At 27.1% G+C, this 19,755-nt stretch carries 18 protein-coding genes; 4 read left to right on the top strand and 14 right to left on the bottom strand.

Annotation, left to right across the window (positions count from 1 at the left end):
• Nucleotides 1–620: 620 nt before the first annotated feature.
• Nucleotides 621–1,172 carry a hypothetical protein gene (locus BFN48_RS10595; RefSeq protein ID WP_069650866.1) on the top strand — a complete coding sequence of 184 codons (552 nt, stop codon included), beginning with the start codon at nucleotides 621–623 and terminating at the stop codon, nucleotides 1,170–1,172.
• Nucleotides 1,173–1,180: 8 nt separating this feature from the next.
• Here the strand turns inward: BFN48_RS10595 and pelG are convergent, their stop codons facing one another.
• The 6 genes from pelG to BFN48_RS10565 are packed head-to-tail and all read right to left on the bottom strand — an operon-like array spanning nucleotide 1,181 to nucleotide 9,064.
• A complete protein-coding gene (gene pelG / locus BFN48_RS10590; protein WP_069650865.1) occupies nucleotides 1,181–2,638 on the bottom strand; it encodes an exopolysaccharide Pel transporter PelG in 1,458 nt (485 codons plus the stop codon).
• Nucleotides 2,639–2,642: 4 nt separating this feature from the next.
• Nucleotides 2,643–4,055, bottom strand: coding sequence for a GT4 family glycosyltransferase PelF (pelF, locus tag BFN48_RS10585; protein WP_069650864.1), 1,413 nt, complete (start codon nucleotides 4,053–4,055; stop codon nucleotides 2,643–2,645).
• A gap of 12 nt (nucleotides 4,056–4,067) precedes the next feature.
• Nucleotides 4,068–5,012 (bottom strand): hypothetical protein, encoded by a 945-nt coding sequence (locus BFN48_RS10580; protein WP_176718867.1) that lies wholly within the window; start codon nucleotides 5,010–5,012, stop codon nucleotides 4,068–4,070.
• Nucleotides 5,013–5,041: 29 nt separating this feature from the next.
• Nucleotides 5,042–6,868, bottom strand: a complete 1,827-nt coding sequence (locus tag BFN48_RS10575) for a DUF2194 domain-containing protein (RefSeq protein WP_069650862.1) — start codon at nucleotides 6,866–6,868, stop codon at nucleotides 5,042–5,044.
• 38 nt (nucleotides 6,869–6,906) lie between these two features.
• Nucleotides 6,907–8,148, bottom strand: a complete 1,242-nt coding sequence (locus tag BFN48_RS10570) for a GAF domain-containing protein (RefSeq protein ID WP_069650861.1) — start codon at nucleotides 8,146–8,148, stop codon at nucleotides 6,907–6,909.
• Entirely contained in the window at nucleotides 8,141–9,064 is a 924-nt protein-coding gene (locus tag BFN48_RS10565) for an NAD-dependent epimerase/dehydratase family protein (protein WP_069650860.1), read from the bottom strand. The genes BFN48_RS10570 and BFN48_RS10565 overlap by 8 nt, the downstream gene beginning before the upstream one ends.
• Nucleotides 9,065–9,312: 248 nt before the next feature.
• Between BFN48_RS10565 and BFN48_RS10560 the strand changes: the two genes are divergently transcribed.
• From BFN48_RS10560 to hcp, 3 genes are all read left to right on the top strand, one after another.
• A complete protein-coding gene (locus BFN48_RS10560; protein ID WP_069650859.1) occupies nucleotides 9,313–10,944 on the top strand; it encodes an MBL fold metallo-hydrolase RNA specificity domain-containing protein in 1,632 nt (543 codons plus the stop codon).
• A gap of 78 nt (nucleotides 10,945–11,022) precedes the next feature.
• Entirely contained in the window at nucleotides 11,023–11,283 is a 261-nt protein-coding gene (locus tag BFN48_RS10555; protein WP_069650858.1) for a CPF_0552 family protein, read from the top strand.
• A 131-nt stretch (nucleotides 11,284–11,414) separates the two neighbouring features.
• Nucleotides 11,415–13,061 carry a hydroxylamine reductase gene (gene hcp / locus BFN48_RS10550; protein WP_207644729.1) on the top strand — a complete coding sequence of 549 codons (1,647 nt, stop codon included), beginning with the start codon at nucleotides 11,415–11,417 and terminating at the stop codon, nucleotides 13,059–13,061.
• 32 nt (nucleotides 13,062–13,093) lie between these two features.
• Here hcp and BFN48_RS10545 read toward each other — a convergent pair whose 3' ends face one another.
• The 8 genes from BFN48_RS10545 to BFN48_RS10510 all read right to left on the bottom strand — a co-directional run bounded on the left by BFN48_RS10545 (nucleotide 13,094) and on the right by BFN48_RS10510 (nucleotide 19,729).
• Entirely contained in the window at nucleotides 13,094–14,521 is a 1,428-nt protein-coding gene (locus BFN48_RS10545; RefSeq protein WP_069650857.1) for a two-component system sensor histidine kinase NtrB, read from the bottom strand.
• Between the two features lie 335 nt (nucleotides 14,522–14,856).
• On the bottom strand, nucleotides 14,857–16,281 hold the full coding sequence (locus BFN48_RS10540; RefSeq protein ID WP_069650856.1) for a sensor histidine kinase: 1,425 nt from the start codon (nucleotides 16,279–16,281) through the stop codon (nucleotides 14,857–14,859).
• A gap of 2 nt (nucleotides 16,282–16,283) precedes the next feature.
• Nucleotides 16,284–16,976 (bottom strand): response regulator transcription factor, encoded by a 693-nt coding sequence (locus tag BFN48_RS10535; RefSeq protein ID WP_069650855.1) that lies wholly within the window; start codon nucleotides 16,974–16,976, stop codon nucleotides 16,284–16,286.
• Nucleotides 16,977–17,060: 84 nt separating this feature from the next.
• A complete protein-coding gene (locus tag BFN48_RS10530) occupies nucleotides 17,061–17,300 on the bottom strand; it encodes an SHOCT domain-containing protein (RefSeq protein WP_069650854.1) in 240 nt (79 codons plus the stop codon).
• 18 nt (nucleotides 17,301–17,318) lie between these two features.
• Nucleotides 17,319–17,531: an SHOCT domain-containing protein gene (locus BFN48_RS12845; protein WP_278287337.1), complete on the bottom strand. Its 213-nt coding sequence runs from the start codon at nucleotides 17,529–17,531 to the stop codon at nucleotides 17,319–17,321.
• An 11-nt stretch (nucleotides 17,532–17,542) separates the two neighbouring features.
• Complete coding sequence (locus BFN48_RS10520; protein WP_083238903.1) at nucleotides 17,543–18,349, bottom strand: hypothetical protein; 807 nt, start codon at nucleotides 18,347–18,349, stop codon at nucleotides 17,543–17,545.
• 16 nt (nucleotides 18,350–18,365) lie between these two features.
• Complete coding sequence (locus BFN48_RS10515) at nucleotides 18,366–19,022, bottom strand: coiled-coil domain-containing protein (RefSeq protein WP_069650852.1); 657 nt, start codon at nucleotides 19,020–19,022, stop codon at nucleotides 18,366–18,368.
• The gene (locus BFN48_RS10510) at nucleotides 19,022–19,729 is read right to left on the bottom strand and encodes a PspA/IM30 family protein (protein ID WP_069650851.1); all 708 of its coding nucleotides are present in this window, start codon (nucleotides 19,727–19,729) and stop codon (nucleotides 19,022–19,024) included. Before BFN48_RS10510 ends, BFN48_RS10515 begins: the two co-directional genes overlap by 1 nt.
• Between the last annotated feature and the right edge of the window lie 26 nt (nucleotides 19,730–19,755).

Here is a 19,755-nt window from a genome sequence, read left to right as displayed (position 1 = left end):
TCAATGTTTGGGTGTCAAATTTGCTCTAAACCTTTTAACACTACGGTTAATTATAAGGGGGTATTCTTATAAAAGCTATTTCGTATATAACTATATTACATGGAATTTTATTGATATTCAATAGTCTTACAAACATTATGAACCAGAATCGTTACAATATATCAGTAGTTAGAAGTTCTAATAATCCTTATTTAGTATATAGTATATGGTTACTTATTGGTTTAATATTTATAATTGCAGGTATAGGATCTTTAAAAAAAAGAAAATATTCTTATTATCTAAGTTTAACTTTGTATTTAATTATGCAATTATCAGTAATATTAGAAATTGCCTATATTATGTCAAATGAATTTATATTCCCTATTTTATTCTGCGGAGTTCTTATGTTTTTAGAATACACTATGCTTTTATACTATATAAAAAAACACAAAAGTTATTATTGTAAATAATAAAATCACTAATATTCAATAAAAGTATATTGTATTAAGAGATAATAAAAAATAATAAATCAGACTATAACAATACATTCCAGCCATTAAAAAAAATAATAGTGTCAATCTTGAAATATTTCCTTTAAAAATTTTCTATTTTATTTTGGGTTAGTTTGGGGGTAAATATCTATGAAGATTAAATATAGAATATATAGTATTATAATTTTAGGTGTTATAGGAACTTTGATTATATATATGTTTAATAGCTCACAATATATTAAATATGATGAAATAGAAAGTCATATAGAGCAAGAAGTCGGCCATGATGTAACTATAAGAAAGAAGAAACTAGAAAAATCAGAGCTTTATTTTCTTTACACTTATAGAGGTACTGATAATAAAGAATATATAGGAATGTCTTTTTATGAAAAAAAACTATTTGGTAGATATAAAAGAATAGGTAACAGTTTGAATGATAAGGTATTTGGAAGATATCGTGCTGGAGGAAATCCTTTGTTCTATTGTATTTTTGGAGAAAATAAAGACCACATAATTTCTAAAATTAAAATTGATTTTGGAAATTATGTCTATGAAGAGAAAGTTTTCGAACAGGATTATTATTTAATACCTTTTAAATTTCAGGATAGATTTAACATTAATGATAAAATTACATTTTATGATACTGAAAATAAAGATATAACAAAAAAAATAATACAAAAAGTGATGGGATATAAAAACTAAATATAAAATTAAAAACTACCTTTTTTGTTCAATATATCAGCTAGCCAGATAAAAATACCTTTTTCTTTTGCTTTAAATAATGGCTGCATAGCAAAAGTATAATAAGTGATTCTTCTTACAACATATATTAGAATTATTATAGCTGCAATCAGTGTAATAAATGAACCTAAAAAATAGCCAAAACCATAGAATTTTACTCCTTTAGGTATAAAATAATAAGTAAAAGCAGCATTTGATAATAAAAACATTAAAGATACAAATAGAGCTTGCTTTCTCATTTCAAAGTATAAAAGTATAAGTATTATAAGCAATACAAAAACATTACATAATGAACCTAAAACACTTATTCTAAATATGTCCCTTACTATAAGAGGTACACCTAAAAAAGCAAATATTTTGCTAGATAAAACTATAATAGTTAAAGTTATTATAGTCTGAGTTTCCATTGTATATATTAACTGTCTGTTTATAGAACGCTCCATTTCTTGCCTTGCAATCTCAATCTGTTCATATGTACCATCCTTTGCTGCTAATCCGTAGTATTTTTTATATTTATCGTAAAATTCCGTTTCAATAGATACCATAAATAATATCATTGTTGGGATTACTGTTAAATAAGCTAGAAAAACAGCACTATCGTAAAGCGGTGCATATTTATACGTTTCATAAATATCTACTCCTAACGGGCTATACCACATCATAATATCATCAATCCAAAGCCCTAATGTATAAAAAAGTCCAATATAAAATAAGCTAGGTAGTTTGCTTATGTAACTAATAAAATCAAATTCAAAATTGTTTCCATAAAAGAAAGTCGTCAAAAAACTATACATCAATATAAGATAAGTAAACATTATTCCTGTCAAGTAACTTAGTAAAATATTACTTGCTATACTGTACTCCTTAAAAGGTATAGGATAATATATTGAAACAATTGTAAGAATAACAGATATACATCCCCCATAAATAAATGCCTTGGATATTATTAAGTAATTTTTTACTGCACCCAAATAAACCATTAATATCCATATTAAAGAAATCAAAACAAAAAGTGAAAGCGACATATACTTATAATAAACAGGTAAATCCTTATTGTAATAGTAAACAAAAGCTATCATGAAACTTAAACACGCTATAATTTTACTTATTCCCTTAAAAGAAGCACGTATATATCCGTAATCCTTAATATAAAGCTTATCAGATATATATCTTGTAATAATAATTTGCCATGGAGCAGTAATAATCTGAGAAAAAACAAAACTATATACAATAGTCCCCATAAATAAATCTCTTTGAGCAATATCATCAAAATAATAATCGGTTAAAAAAAGTAATATATTCACAGTAATAACTGCGGCAATCCATGGTCCAGCAGAAACTAAAGCAGAATATATATAAGCCTTTGTGCGTTTTAAATACATTTCCTCTTTAAACAGTTTTTTCAAAACGAATCCTATGCCTGCCATTTAATCACCTTAATTCATAATATATTTCAGAATATCTCGATATCAGCTTTTCTTTTGTATAATATCTTTCTACTCTTTTCCTTCCATTCAAACTCATTTGCTGCCTCAATTTTTCATTTTTCAAGATTCTTATAACTGCATCTGCAGTTTCATTTGGAGATACTGGTTTAGTCACAATACCTGCAAGTCCTATATCATCTTTTTTAGTTCCTTCAATCAACTCCCTACATGAACCAACATCAGTCGCAACAATAGGTATACCTGAAGCCATGCCTTCCAATATAACTAAAGGTTGACCTTCTGAAATTGATGTTAATACCAAAACATCCATCTTAGGAAGATAATTTTTTATATCTACTCTTCCTGTTATAATTACATTTTTATTCAATTTTAAAGTTTTAATCAAATTTAAACATTCATTATAATACTCTTTATCTTCATCATAAGGACCTATTAAATATAATTTTGAATTAGGAATTTTCAAATTAACTATTTTAAAAGCCCTAATCAATGTCTTTACATCTTTTATAGGAACAATTCTTAAAATTGCACCTATATTAAATCCTTCATGTTTCTCTTTTTTTACTTTATATCTTTTTATATCAACACCATTTGGTATTACTATAGTTTTATGTTTCTCTGAACCAAGTTCTAATTGTATGTTTCTATTTCTTTCAAATAGAGAAATAACTCTATCAGCTGCCTTATAAGCACCTGTTGAAATAAAGTAGAAAAAATTAATCCAAATACTTTTATATATACCTTGTACCCATTTTGATTTAATAATTTCTTCTTCTCTCTCTCTAGCATATATTCCATGCTCAGTTAATATGAATGGTTTCTTATATTTTACTTTCGAAACTACTCCTAATAATCCAGCATAGCCTGTTGACACTGAATGATATATATCAGCTTTCGGTATTTCTGTCTGAATGATATTTATCATAGGCAAAAACATCGATCTCATAGTCCAAAAAAATCTATTAAAATCTTCATGTCTATATTTCTCCTGATATAAATTAAGCAGTATATTCCAAAAGGTTTGGCTTTTTAAAAACTCTACACAATCTCCCATTTTCTTTCTATTAGCCATAATACCAATAACTGTTTCCCAATTTACATCTTTATTAAATCTTAAAAATTCTTCCAATTCCTTCAACTTATCTTTATTAATATGAGGTTCTCTCTTTCTTTTTTTGGGCGATATATTATGATAACCATTTAAATATACTGTTTTTATCTCTATAACATTTTCAGGTACATCATATCTATATTTCAATGTTTCGTCTTCAGAAGGCATTATTGAAAGTATTTTGAAATTTATCTCCTTCATTTCTGTAACCAGTTGATGTATCCAGGACGCAACTCCACCAGGAATATACGGATAAGAACCTTCTGATATAATACATACTTCCATTATTCTCTCTCCCTATAACCAGTAATCTATTATTCCCTCGTATTTTTCAGGTATCTTAATTTCTAATTCTTTAATATTTTTAGCTATATTTGAAACCATTTTATAGTTTTTTAAATTATAATAAATCTTCATTAAGTAGAAATATGTCTCAAATCTTGGAGAAAAGTTCTCAAAAAGCCTTTTTATTATATAAAAACAGTCATCAAATTTACTTAATTTAATATTAACATCTATCATTTTAAGCAAAATTTCATAATTATCATTAAACCTGTCTATATTATCTTCTAATAGATTTAAATACTCATTTAAATAAACTTCTAAAGATTCATCGCCTAAAAGACCTGAATTAATATAGCTATCGTATAGTTCAATCATTTCTACCAAAGTATTTATCTCATTGCTTTCTATATACTTTTGTTTTAGGTTAAATAACTTTCTCTCATACTCCTGTTCAAATAAATTAAGAGTAGATGCAGCATAATGAACTACCTCAGGATCTTTATCTAATAAAGCAGTTCTTAAAATATTTACTTTTATTTCTATATCATTATCAATCAACTCTATTATTGCTTCTTTTTTCTCACTGCTTGGAGAATGTTTCAATTTATCATACATACTTAACACGTTCAATTCTTTATTAAAATTTATTTTCTTTATGTTCCCTAATTCATTTTTATAATGAACATATTTTTCATATTCTTTTATTAAACCATTTTTCATCGCATAACTTTCTAACATAATATTTATAGCTGTAATAAAAATCATGCCTACACCAGGTAAAAATAAAGCAATATAAAAAGGCAGTGCTTTTGAATCTTTAAAAACTTTTTTACTAAAAATAAATAATATAGAAACAAAAACTATATGCAAAAACACTAATGCACTAAAAGTTATATTTTGAAAGAAAAAGTAATTAATTGAAATTATAGCATCTAGTATTGTTAATATTAAATACATAATAAACTCAAATACTCGCATTATATCACCTATTCCAAAACAACTTTCACTACAGGACTCCTACCCTCTATTAAATATAAATTCCTGTCATTATCTATCAGCTTACAATAACCACCTTCTACTCTTTTTACCTTTTCTTTAGACCTTAAAAAATGATATATTGGCACAACTCCATTTTCATAATATATGTAAATTGTATTATCAACTTTTTTTGTATAAACTTTTAATTTTTCTAATTTCAAATAATTGATATATGCCTCATAGTCAGTCATAGGAACTAGAAATGGAAAGTTATTATACACCTCTTTAATAATCCGTTCAAAATTTTTCTCCATTTCTCTCCATGTCATACCCTTAGATCTTTTTATATCCAACAAATCATCAGGATGTATAAAATGATTAAATATCCCATAATGAGCAATACCGTTATAAATATCCCACATCAATTTTTCATCATAACGGTATCCAGCACTTATTCTAGGAAAATCATAAGTATCTGGCATATCAGGGTCCTTTCCAAACTCCTGATATAACACACCTTTTTCTTTTTCACCAGTATATAATCCTGCAAAAACTTTAACATCTTTAAATACTTTTTTTACTGCAATTTTACCATCCCTCGAAATTATATTAGAAGGTGGTACATAAGTAAGAATCTTAACATCACCAAATAGTTTTTCAAGCTCATCCTTTAATACCTTAAGGCCTTCTTCCATTGTTTCCAAAGATTCCCACGGTATATAACCGTATTTTTCAAACTCCATTTGCCCTTCCAAAGCCAATGAATTATGATTATAACCATGTACTCCTATTTCTCCATTAAGCTCAGCTAATTTTCTTCCGAAATATTTTATATCATTTAGCTCCTGCTTATTTAGTTTCCTTATTGGACTCATAGTATCATTAGAATATGTTCCAATAACAAGTCCAGTATATTTCAAATTATACTTTTTAGCTAAATTGTATAAAAAAGACCACCAAATATTTCTATAAAACTGTCGATTGTTCATGTGATAATGATTATATATAATCTCATCTCTACCTGATTTTATAGGTGCTGGAAAATCATCAATATCAACTATTTTCCCATTAAATATAGTTGTTAAAAAATAATCATTTATATATGCCGTATACTGAAGCAGTAAACCTCTATTTGCTTTATCCATCAGTAAGGTCGAATTAACATATAGTACCTTCCCTTTTCCATATTCATGTATCCATACAATCGGTCGTTTTTCTGCGACAGCTAAAACTTTAACATCTTTGTCTAAATCTACATCTAAAATAGAATTTGATACTTTTTTATCTTTTATTTCTATCTCATCTAACCCAGGGAAAAACTTTGCCGTAGACTTATACCCTGCAATGATATCATTTAAAAAGCCTCTATTTTGTACTATCCCTACCATTTCATCAAACACAGGAAAATATTCCCTTACTAAAAATACTGCCTTACCCCCATTATTTACATACTCTAAAATACTTTTATAATTTTTTAATTCATATACTCTTTCAGTGCCTATAACTAATAAATCATCATATTTTAACCTTTTTACCTCTTCTGTCACTTTATCTGAATCTATTTTTAAGTACTCACAATTCAATTTTGCCATTCTGAATGTATGGAAAATATTATTAAATAAATCTTTCGACCCCTTATCTTTTTTAGAGAAAAGTACTAATATTTTATTACAGCTATCTGGTATTTCAGTGCTTATATACTTAAAATCAATAGTTTTTTGTTTTTGCCTTATTCTAAAAACACTTTCTAAAATCTCACTTCTAAATACTTGAATCAAAATAGCTGACATCAAAATTATTATTAATATAAAAACTAGATTTTTCCGGTTTTTCATTTTACCCTCTCCAGTCAGACTGTAGACAAACTTAATTTTCATAAATAATTTATTTTGTCAACAAACTCTAATTTATAATTAAATATATTTAATATCTTTTCATTAATTAAATCTAGATTTTTAGTTTTTGTTGCTGGCAGTAACACATATACAATATCATTTTCATCATCATAACCTATTACATCTGTTTTTCTTAATATCTGTCTGAAATTAATGTCCAAAATATTTAAATCTATTTCATTCCTCTTATAGGCAAGTAAACAATATTCAAGTTTAAATTTGCTTTTTCGCTTTTTCTCTTCTTCCAACCTTTGAATGAATCTATCAAACTTCATAATACGAGTACCATCATAATAATAATAATCTTTATTTATATCTTCTTCTATCTCTATAGCACTAACTAATGCTTTATTTATCCACTCTACAATTACTTTAAATAGATTATAAGAATAATCAGTAACCTCTTCAAAATTCATCTCATCTATATTTATTATCGCTATAACTTTGTCGTCTTTTATCAATGGAGCAGACATTATAGGAAAATTGTCCTGACAATTTATATCATGCTTAATAACCTTTTTTTCAAAAATTAAAAGCTTATAACATTCATCTTCATCTACTTTTATAGAATTTCTTATTTCAGTAAAATCTCCAACTTTAATTTTTAATCTCAAATATTCCTGTCTATCATCTACAGTATAAATAGATATACTTCTTGCTCCTAAAAACTTGGATAAAATACCTAAAGTTTCTGTATACACTTCTTCTGGATTGAGCTTAACTAACGAAGATGCTGCTTCAAATAATGAAATTATACTGTACTGAGCACCAATAATCTGCTTTTTCATTTGCTCTCTAATGAATGTACATTTCTCATATAATTCATGTAATTCATCATAATTCTTCTTTAACAAATCAAACTCCAAATCCATATTTTTTAGCCTAAACTCATAATTATCCTTAAATCTTCCTAAAATTACAGCAGATAAATAAAACATTAACAAAAACTTATAGTAACTAAAATCAATCAAAAATATATAAAGGTCTTTACCTAGTAAATAATAAACATACACATAAACCAAAGAGGAAATTGTCGCACTAATAAGCCCTAAATAATTACCGTACCTAAGTGCTATCATTGAAGTAACTATAAGAAGTGGATGCAAATTTAATGTAAGAAAATTATCTTTGACCGGACTTAACCTATAAAATACAATAAATATAATAAAATCTATAATGATAGTCTCTATCAAACAATATCTTAACTTTTTTTTATTCAAAAAAACCACTCCTATAAAAATTTACAGTCCTTATTAATCCATTATATAAAGAATATTTTGGTTTCCAACCTATACTTTTGTATGCTTTATTTATATTAAAAAATGAATGTTTAATATCTCCTTTTCTCTCAGATTTAAATAAAGGCTCTATTTGGATATTGAAAATTTTCTTTAGCATATTAAGCAGATCATTTACTGATATTTCTTCTCCTGAACCTATATTTAGTATTTCATTATCTCCTCTCTCCATAGCAAGAATATTAGCTTCTATTACATCATCGACAAAAATGAAATCTCTTGTTTGCGTTCCATCACCATATATAATAGGGATTTCATTGTTTAACATCATATCTATAAATTTCGCTATTACTCCCCCTTCTCCTTTTTTATTCTGCCTTATACCATACACATTTGCATATCGTAAAATAGTATATTTAAATCCGTACAATTTGCTATATAACTTTATATAGTTTTCTGCTGTATATTTAGATAATCCATAAAAAGAAACTGGATTTATCGGATGTTTTTCATCAATTCCCAAATATTTAGGTTCACCATAAATAGCCGCTGATGAGGAATAAATAATCTTTCTTATATTATATTTCATACAATTGTCCAAAATATTTATTATACCAGCTATGTTAATATCACTATCAAACTTAGGATTAATTATAGATCTATTTACATCTACTTGAGCAGCTAAATGATATACTATATCAAATTGTTCTTCTTCAAATACTTCTATTATATTTTTTCCCCGAATATCCATATTATAAAATTTAGCCTTTGGGTTTATATATTCCTTATTTCCTGTATATAAATTGTCAATTACTACAACTTCATGATTTAAAGCTAATAATTTATCAACTAAATTAGATCCAATAAATCCAGCACCACCTGTAACTAGAACTTTCACTTTATATCCCCCATTCAGTTTTTTCTATTTTTTTTATAATATTCCTTATTAAGCAGTAAATAATTTTGAATATAATTTCTGTTTATGGATGTGGGCAAAATTATCCTTATAAATTGAATAGAAGGTTTTGTTATATATTACCCCTAAAAATACATATAATTCATTTAAAAACATATATTTTCAATTTAAATTATATATAAAGTGGGTATATATTATATATATTTTTATTTATGTTAGGAGGAGTGGGAATGAAAATACATTTTTATGGAGCTGCTGAAGTTGTAACAGGCTCTAATCATTTGATTACAACAGATAAACACAAAATTTTAATCGATTGTGGTATGTTTCAAGGTAGTGAAGAACTAGAAAAACTAAATTTCAAGGATTTTGAATACAATCCTTCTGAAATTGATTTTGTTTTGCTTAGTCATGCTCATATAGACCATAGTGGTAGAATTCCAAAATTAGTAAAAGAGGGTTTTAAAGGCAAAATAATTTGTACAAAAGCAACTTATGATTTATGTAAAATTATGCTTTTAGATAGTGGTCATATACAAGAATCAGATACAAAATGGCTTAACAAAAAACGCCTGCGTGCTGGTAAAGCTCCTATTGAGCCTCTATATACAGTTGAAGATGCTAATATAAGTTTAAATTACTTTGAACCTATTTTATATGACCAAAAAATTAATTTAAGTGAAAATATTCAAGTCAGGTTTAGAGATGCTGGTCATTTGCTTGGTTCTTCAATAATAGAGCTATGGATTACTGAGAAGAACAAAACAGTAAAAATAGTTTATTCTGGTGACTTAGGAATGAAAAATAAACCTATACTAAGAGATCCAGAACTTATAGAAGAAGCTGACTATTTAATTATAGAATCAACATATGGTGATAGACTACATGAAAGTGTTACTGAGAGAGCTAATAAATTAATAGAAATAATAAATAGAACCACATCGCGAGGTGGTACAGTTATTATCCCTTCATTTGCTGTAGGAAGAACTCAAGAATTAATCTATGAATTAAATAATTATTATGAGAATTTAGACATCATAGAAACATATAAGAAAATACCTATCTATGTTGACAGTCCAATGGCAGTTTCAGCTACTCAAGTTTTTAAAGAGAACCCATATTGCTTTGATGATGAAGCTAAAGAACTCATACTAAGCGGAGATAATCCATTTGAATTTGAAAATCTTCATTTTGTTAATGATCAGAAAGAATCTATGCGGCTGAATGAATATAATTATCCAAAGGTTATAATTTCAGCTAGTGGAATGTGTACTGCTGGTAGAATTAGACATCATCTTAAACATAATCTTTGGAAAAAAGAAAATAGCGTTATATTTGTAGGTTATCAGGCAGAAGGTACTTTAGGCAGAATGCTTAAAGATGGTATAAAAAAAGTAAAAATACTAGGTGAAGAAATAAAAGTTTTAGCAGAAATATATAGTATTGAAGGCTTCTCTGGTCACGCTGACCAAAAAGGCCTAATGGACTGGTTAAAAGGATTTAAAAAATTCCCTGAAAAAATCTTTGTAGTCCATGGTGAAGAACAATCTGCTAATGCCTTAGCAGAATTAATTAAGAAAACTTATAAGGTCGATACTGTCGTACCAAATATAGGATATATATATGAATTTAAGGATAATGAAACAAAGATTTATCAAGGTGAAATATTAGAGCCTCTTAAAAAGAAAGAAAATATTAAAAAAGAACTACAAGAAGTATATAATCAGTTTGAAGTTTTAATTGCTAATACTGAGAAAATTATTGATGAAGAAATATTAAAAAAAGATTATGATAATTTGAAAAATAAACTTATAGAATTACAGCAGAAATTACTAGATATCAGTATTCTTTTAGGAGATTAATATAATCAAACTTGTTTAAAAAGATAATTTTTTGAAAATATTATAATAGGATTAAAAAAATATATATGGAGGGATAATATGTCAAAAATAATTTTAGGTCTACAAATTGACAATCGTTTCGAAGAAATATCTGAAGTACAAAAAATATTAACTGATTACGGATGTATTATTAAGACTAGATTAGGTTTACATCAACAAGCAGAAGATAATAATTGTACAGAAAAAGGATTAATAATACTTGAATTAACTAACAACTGCGGTGATAAATGTAACGAATTGGAAGAAAAATTAAGTGCGATAAATGGCGTTGTAGTTAGAAAAATGGATTTCTCTTATTAATTTTTACATTAATCAAGACTTCTATTAGTCGAGCTAGTAGAAGTCTTTTTTCTTTTTGTGATTCAAATCACTGAATTATTTTTAGGTTTTGGGTAAATTATAATTAAAGAAAAATAAAAGGAGGGGTAATCGTGGATAATCAAATGTTTTGTTATCAATGTGAACAAACAGCAGGTGGAAAAGGTTGTGTTAAAATAGGTGTTTGTGGGAAAGACCCAGAAGTTGCAGCATTACAAGACTTACTTGTTTACTTATTAAAAGGAATAGGTTTTTATGGACAGAAAGCATTAGAAAAAGGTAAAAAAATTGATGAAGAAACTCATAAGTTTGTTATGGATGCAATGTTTGCTACTTTAACTAATGTTAACTTTGATGCTGAAAGATTTGTTGAATATATTAAGAAAGCTGCTGAAGTAAAAGAAAATCTTAAAGAATTAGCTGGAGATATTGAAGCATCTATCCCAGACGCTGCAAGTTACAAAATACCTTCTACAAAAGAAGAAATGATAAATGATGCAAAAAAAGTTGGAATAATGGCTGACGAAGACTTAGATCAAGATATACGTTCACTTAGAGAACTACTTATTTACGGTTTAAAAGGAATGGCTGCATATGCACATCATGCTTATGTTTTAGGTAAAACAGATGAAACTGTGAATAATTTCTTCTATAAAGGATTAGCAGCTACTTTAAATGATAATTTAACAATAGATGATTTGTTTAATCTAAATATGGAATTAGGTCAAGTTAACTTTAAATGTATGGAATTATTAGATAGTGCTAATACTGGTGCTTATGGTCATCCTGAACCAACTGAAGTATTAATAACTAAGAAAAAAGGACCTTTCATAATAATTTCTGGTCATGATTTAAAGGATTTAAAAGAACTTCTTGAACAAACAGAAGGTAAAGGTATAAATATTTATACTCATGGAGAAATGTTACCAGCTCATGCATATCCTGAACTTAAAAAATATCCGCATTTAGTTGGTAACTACGGTGGCGCATGGCAAGATCAACAAGATGAATTCGATAACATACCTGGTGCAATTTTAATGACAACAAACTGTTTACAAAAACCTAGAGATAGTTATAAAGACAGAATTTTTACTACTAGCATAGTAGGTTGGCCAGATGTAGCTCATATAGAAGAAGTAAATGGTAAAAAAGATTTTACACCTTTAATAGAAAAAGCTTTAGAGCTTGGTGGTTGGCAAGAGGACGAAGAAGAAAAGAAAATATTAGTAGGATTTGGTCATAATACAGTATTAAGCCTGTCTGACAAAATTATTGAGGCTGTAAAAAAAGGTGATATTAAACACTTCTTCTTAATAGGTGGATGTGATGGTGCTAGACCAGGAAGAAATTATTATACTGAATTTGCTGAAAAAACACCTAAAGATACAATAATTTTAACATTAGCTTGTGGAAAATATAGATTTAATAAAAAAGATTTTGGTAAGATTGGGGAATTCCCAAGATTATTAGATGTAGGTCAATGTAATGATGCTTATTCTGCTATAAAAATCGCAGTTGCTCTTGCAGAAGCTTTTGAATGCGATGTAAACGAACTACCTTTATCAATAATACTATCATGGTATGAACAAAAAGCAGTATGCATACTTCTTACATTATTATCATTAAATATCAAAAATATTTATCTTGGACCAACTTTACCAGCTTTCATTTCACCAAACGTATTACAAGTATTAGTTGATAAGTTCAATATAAAACCTACTTCAAACGCAGAAGCTGATATGAAAGAAATATTAGGTTAATCTAAAAGGCTATCTCTATCGAGATAGCCTTATCAATTAGAATTTATACCTTTTATTGGTAGAAAAACATCAAATATTGTACCAGTTCCTGGTTTGCTAGAAACTTCAATATATCCATCATGTTCGTCAATAATTCTGTGAGTTATAGCTAATCCAAGCCCAGTTCCAGTATCTTTAGTTGTATAAAATGGTTCAAATATTTTTTCAAGTTCATTTCTCTGTATACCTGTTCCATTATCTTCAAATGATACCTTAACCCAATCATCTTTTATATTTAAACTTATGTTTAAACAACCTCCTTCAGGCATTGCTTGCACAGAATTGAATATAACATTTATAAAAGCTTGTTTTATTTTTTCTGAATCTATTAATATTTCTATATCTACTTTAGACGTATAAATAATTTTAACACCATGTTGTTGAGCATACTTTTTAGTAAGCATAATTACTTCTTTTATAAGTTTATCTATGCTTTGGATTTTAATCTGATTTACATTAGGTTTAGCAAAATCCAACAATCCTTTAATCACCATATTAGCTCTATCTACTTCATGAACTATAATTTCAAGCCCCTCTTTTATTTCAGTATCTTCTATATCTTTAATTACTGTCTGAGATATAGTCTTTATAATCCCTAATGGATTCCTTATTTCATGAGCAATACCAGACGCAAGTTGCCCAATTGCTGATAGTTTTTCTGCTCTTCTGACTTGATTTTCCAATTTCCTAATCTCCGAAATGTCCTCAAGTACAATAACAACTCCCTCTATTTTATTTAGGATATTATGCAATGGATAAGCAAATAATTTTACATAAATATTAGTTTTATCTTTTGAATTACACTTAGTAACAATGTTCATTTTTTTATCAAAAGTCAGCACATCTTTTAGTATTTTTTCAATTTTATCATACTCTACAAATAAAATATCTAATCCCTTCCCTATGCATGTTTCATCTAAATCTAACAATTTTCTTCCTTCTTTATTTATCAATTGTATTTTTAAATCTTTATCAACTGCTATAAGAACATTAGTTATACTATCTAATATATTTTGGGTAAAATTTTCAAGATCGGTCAATTTTCTAATTTGTATCTCTAATATCTTTTTCTTTTTAAAATCTGCTTCAACTAAAAATCCAGTAACTGTACCTATAAAAACAAACATAATTATTTCTAAAAAATGATTTAAAATAGACATATTTATTTTCTCTAATGATAATATCTCTGGAAAAATTAAAGGTGTACCATATAAAATAGAAACTATTATTGATGTAAATAAGCCTCCCTTTAATCTGAATTTAAATGAAGAAATTATTATAGGAATATAAAATAATCTCCTATGAAAATCATGTATATCCCATCTATCTGGTATAATTGAATAGTGAAGCATTGTTATAATCACAATGCTTGTACTAATAAATATAATGTCCATTATTTCTTTTTTATTAAATCTCTTCATTTTAATTCTCCTTTTTTACAATATATACACTTTGCTTTATGTTTACTAAATTTATATTCTTTATCTATTGATAATAGAAAATAAACAATTATACCCAAAGCAAAATATGCAAATAAAATTATTAACATCACTTCCTTAATAAAGAAGTATATGTAATATTATCTGCAATTTTCATACCAATAAGATATTGAATTTTAATAAGTCTATTAAATCTATCTTATAAAGTTCTCAAAAAAACTGGTAATCACAAAAATTACCAGTAATCATTTTTTTAATGCATGTATGAAATCCTACACACTAATTGTAGTAAAACATAAATTCTAAGACTAATTTTTTTATTTAAAATCTTTATAAAATATTACAGTAAACTTACTGCCCTTACCTAACTCACTTTCAACTTTTATTCTTCCATTATGAGCTTCAACAAGTGTTTTAGCTATAGTTAAACCAATACCTGCACCACCAGTTTTTCTACTTCTAGATTTATCACTTCTATAGAATCTCTCAAATATATAAGATATATCTTCTTTAGGTATTCCTATTCCCGTATCTTTAATAATTATATTTACCTTTTCTTCATTTTCTTCCAAAGCAACATCTACTAGTCCTTCTGGATTTGTAAATTTCAAAGCATTAGAAAGTATATTAATAATTATTTGACTTACCTTATCTTTATCAGCATTTATATAAACATTTTCTTTAATTAAACTATTCAGTTTAATATTTTTACTTTGAAATTGATATCTAAAACTCTCTACAATTTCATTTAATAATTTAGACAAATTAATTCTTTCAATTTCTAATGTAATTTTATGTTTTTCTATATCTGTTAGGTATTTTAGTTGCTCTACTAGTTTAATAAGTCTTATGACTTCATTCTTACAAATATCTAGTTTTTCTTGTGTAGGTTTCCATATACCATCACTTATTGCTTCAATATGACTTTGTAATATAGTTAAAGGTGTTCTTAACTCATGTGATATATCTGCAGTTAATCTTTTCCTTAGTACTTCCTGCTCTTTTAAAGATTCTGCAAGATGGTTTATTGATTTTGAAAGTTCTTGCAGTTCTGTTATGTTATTAGATATTAAAACTTTAGTATCCAAATTACCTCTTCGTATATCATTAGCTGCTCTTGTTATTTTCAGAATAGGTTTTGAAATAATCTTAGAAGAATAAATCCCTAGTATAAATGCGATAAATAAAGATATTACTGCAGCATAAATAATTGAATTATTTATTCCTCTTGCAAATTCTAACTCTCTTTCAGATACTAAAAATGGTCCATAATAGCCAAGCTCAACTATTCCAACATTTTTACCATTAACTTCTATAATAAAACTTTTAGTAACATAATTTTTTGCTCTTATTGGACCTCGCATCATAAATTCATCCATTCTGTGCATCATATGATATCCCATTTTTTGCATCATCTCATTATGCATCTGAAGCATATCCGATTCCATATAATGTGTAAAAATAATATTACCATCAAGGTCTTTAATCGCTATGTCAAAACCGTTTATAAGAGGTGACTTACTGATATTATTCAGGTTCTTTTCAGTCCATTTATTATCTATTGAATAAGTATATTTAACCAGTTCGATAATTTCATTAACTCTATTTGTCAGTTCATCTTTCATATATATATCAAATTTCTTAAATAGAGTTATATTTGTTATTATGCTTACTAATATTATAGAAAAAAAAGTTGCTCCTAAAATAATTAATATTAATCTTGTCCTCAGTTTTCGAAACATCTTTAATCCTCCAAAAATTTATATCCAACTCCGTATACTGTTATAATATATTTATTTTCTTCATCTTCTATTTTGTGTCTAAGATTTTTTATATGAGCATCAATAGTTCTGTCATATCCATCATAATCATATCCTAATACTTTATTTATAAGTTCTTCCCTAGTAAATACTTTTCCTAGATTCTTAGCTAATACTGTTAGCAATCTAAATTCTTTTGGTGTCAATTTTATTAATTTTCCACGCTTTTTAACTTCCATTTTATTAATGTCAATTATTAAATCTCCATTGTTAAACTCAATTACATCAGCTTTTATAAACTCCTTACCAGTTCTTCTTAATATCGCCCTTACTCGTGCTACAAGTTCTTTTGGGCTAAATGGCTTTATCATATAATCATCTGCACCTATATCTAATCCATTTATTCTATCTCTTTCATTAACTTTAGCAGTCAACATGAGTATTGGAACTTCTGACTTAATTCTTATTTTTTTACAAACTTCTTCTCCTGGTAAATCAGGTAACATTAAATCAAGCACTATAAAATCTATTGATTCTTTATTAAATACATCTAAAGCCTCTTTTCCATTATATGCAGTAAATACATTATAACCTTCTCTTTCTAAATAAGCCCTTACAACACTTATTATCTGCTCTTCATCATCAACTAATAGGATATTTCTTTTCAGTAATTCCATAATAACACCTCTACCATTGACCTTTTTTCTTTATACAAGAATACTATAATGTCCAGTATTTTTCAATACTGGACATTATGTTAGTTAAGATCTTAAAATTTTCTTTTTATGTTTATATTCTTCTTCACTAATTTCTCCTTTTGCATATTTTTCCTTTAATATTTCCATAGCTTTACTGGAATGTTTGTAACTATCTATTCTATCCCTATTAATTAATCTAATAAACAATATTACAAGCCCTATAACTGCCAATATTTTTATTAAACTAAAACCGAGCATCCAGAGCCATGCATAATTAAATCCATATCCATACATATGCCACATATAAATCCCTCCATCTTATTAATCAATTAACATTTTCTTCTTTCTTTCATATTCCTCTTCTGTAATTTCACCTTTTGCATATCGTTCTTTTAGTATTTCCAAAGCATCACTTTTATCATAGTTCCCATAGTACTTTCTTTCATTTGCATATCTAAATATGAAGTATACAGCTATACCTAATAGAAATATACCTAAAATTCCTCCGCAGCCCATGCCAAAACCCATCATCATAATCATCCCTCCTATTTTTCTTCATGTACTGATATTACTTTTTCCAATTGTCCATGCCATGTATGATACCATACATCACCTGTATAATAATTCACACTTAACATACCTACAGTCTGCTTATCTTTATTAACATGGAATGTATAATATCCATAAAATTCATGCCCTTCATTCACTACAGAAAAATCTTTATTTATGAAGTTTTTTACATATTCATCTGCAATTTTTACAGCTTTGTTCCTATCAATCTTTTTTATATTTTGTATATTTAAATTTCTATTACTATAGTTCCACATTCCAAATCCCATCATTCCAAAACCAAATCGACCATGCATACCATATTTTTCATTCCACATCATATTTGGCCCTGGTTCAGGATATATATATCCTGTATATGGGTTAACTAATAATTCCATAGCACCTTTTCCTGTAGCCTTTTCTTCTATTGATACATAATATTCTGTATCTGCAAATACAAATATGTCACCTATCTCTAAATTTTCGTCATAATTCTTTAAATAATTATTTATATTTTTCTTAATCTCATCTAATGTCATCTTCTCATTTATATTATCTACATTATTTAGAAAACCATTTGATATACCCATCATTCCTGGCGTACCCATCATGTTCATCATGCCTGGTACACTGTTATATCCATTATTCCATCCATACCCTCTAGCGGTATTATATCTATACCCATCCATTGCTCCTCTAAATATAAAATATTGCCATGTATCTGCGAGAGCTATTGCCCCAGCTGCTAATGTTATTATTAATATTGAAATCAAAGACCAAGTAATTTTTTTATTTAATTTCATATTAAATACCTCCTTTTCATTTGTCTAAATCTATTTTTAAATTTAATATTTCATCTTTTAATTTTAATGCTTCTAACTCCAATTCTTTTGTTTCTAAAGTTTTAATCATATTATCTATTTCATCTAATTCCTTTTGCAACTCGTTTTTTCGTTTTTCTAAGTTCTGTATATTTTCTTCAATATTTAGTTTTATACGAATATATTCTTCAGCAGTATCTTCACTTGCTCTAACCATAGTTTCTGCTAAAGTTTCTATTCTTTCTTTTTCTTTTTTTAATTCTTCTAATCTTAATGATAGTTTTTTCTGGACATTTTGTATTTTTTCTTTAGACTCTTTTAATTTGTCTATCTTGTATTTATATTTGTTTTTTTGTTGACTAATATTATTCGTATTTTCATCTGTTTCTCCATTTTTCGAATTCATCCGTTTTATTCGTATATCTACTAACTCATCAAAAGTTATAGTCCTCTCATATATTCTCTGTTTATATCTACTGTAGTCTTTATCATCGATAAGACCTTCAGCGTACATTTTCTTTAAAAGCATTAATTTTTCATCTGTATCGTCTTGTTTATAGTGATTGTAACTATCTGGATTACATGTACTATATCTTCTTGAATGCTCATAATAATCAAATACTCTAAATAATCCTCTATATCCACCACAACCCATTATTCAGCATCTCCTTTTTTTAACCTTAGTTTTAAATTTTCTAATTCTTGTTTTATTCTCTCATCTCTTTGAACTTTCTTTAATTCTTGTTCTAAATCGTCTAGTTCATCTAATCTATCAAAATTCTCTAGTTCAATAAGTTCATTCATTGCAGATACTTTTGCATTTTTTTCTCTGATTTTATTTTCTGCTCTTGTTATTCGTTCATTAATTTCTGTTATATCTTTAGAAATTCCTGTAATTATTTCCTTAACTGTTATTTGTGCATCTGCCGCACGATTCATTGCAATTAACTCTTCTTTTTTAGTTTCCAATTGTTTAATACGTGTTTCTAGTTGTTCTTTATTCTGTCTAATTAGTCTTAATTTTTCCTGTATCTGTTGTATATCTAAAGTTATTTTATTCTGTTGTTCTATTAAATCTTGTTTCTTCTCTAATGCAGCTTTTGCTAAATCCTCACGTCCTAATGATATTGATAATTCAGCCTGCTCATCTGCTAGCCTAATTTTACCTTTTATGTCTTCAAGTTCACTCTCTAGCTTCTTTTTTATTGTTGCAACTTCTAAAAATGACTTTTTAATTTTTCTAATTTGTTCTCTCATTTCTTTAAGTGAAAACTCCAATGCTTCCTCTGGGTTCTCTATTTCATCTAGTAATGCATTAGCCTTTGCATTAAAAATTGATTTTAATCTTGTAAATATATCCATTCAGCATCCTCCTTTTCTACCTCTTG

Source organism: Caloranaerobacter ferrireducens (assembly GCF_001730685.1).
Classification (GTDB): Bacteria; Bacillota; Clostridia; order Tissierellales; family Thermohalobacteraceae; genus Caloranaerobacter; species Caloranaerobacter ferrireducens.
Note: the sequence above shows the minus strand (reverse complement) of the source record. Positions and strands in the feature narration are given on the sequence as shown.